This is a genomic window from Acinetobacter sp. 809848 (assembly GCF_000581275.1).
Lineage (GTDB): Bacteria > Pseudomonadota > Gammaproteobacteria > Pseudomonadales > Moraxellaceae > Acinetobacter > Acinetobacter pittii.
Window position 1 is genome coordinate 1 of record NZ_JEXG01000166.1, and the last position, 784, is coordinate 784.

The 784-nt window shown below is 42.3% G+C and carries 1 protein-coding gene; it reads right to left on the minus strand.

What is annotated here, in order from left to right; genetic code table 11:
- On the minus strand, positions 1-784 hold a 784-nt coding region (locus tag J536_RS24580), incomplete at both ends, for an ABC transporter transmembrane domain-containing protein (RefSeq protein WP_265596803.1).

The window sequence follows — 784 nt, forward strand, 5'->3', positions numbered from 1 at the left end:
CATAAGTGGCACAACCAGCAACATCACCCAAAACAGTTTTCCACCGATAATCGCAAAAATGATCAGGAACAGGAAAAAGAACGGAAAATCTGCCATCGCAGTAATGGTGGTTGAAGTCACCAGTTCACGCACACCTTCGAGCTCACGAATCTGGGAAATAAAACTACCGGTAGACTTTGAACGGTCTTTATTCTTGATACGTAGGGCATGACCAAATACACGGTCAGACACCCGTAAGTCAGCACGTTTACCGATAATATCGGATAAATAGACCCGTGATATACGTAAGGTAAACTCAAAAAGTGCTGCAATGAGTACACCGCCTGCTAGCACCCATAGAGTCGGGATAGACTGAGATGGTACAACACGGTCATACACTTGCATTGAGAAAATAATGGTTGCCAGTGCCAATACGTTGGCAATCAGTGAGGCAAACATAATATCAACGTAGCGTTTCCAGTCTCTTAAAACAATCGACCAGAACCAGCTTGCTTCGTATGGTTTGATATATTCATCAATACGCGCATCGGGAATTGAAGTTTCAGGGCGCAGAATATAAATATTTTTGACCGTATCTTTCAAAGCACTTAAAGACGCATTTTGCGAAAGTCCCTGATCCCCACTAAACTGGATACTGACATTTCCTTGAGTATCGGCCTTATCAATTACACCGACTTGTCCGTCATTAAACTCAACCATGACAGGTAAACGCCATGGATTAAGTAAATCTAATGAAAAAGGTACTTTACGTAAATTGAGACCAACCTGACGTGTCATTAACTGC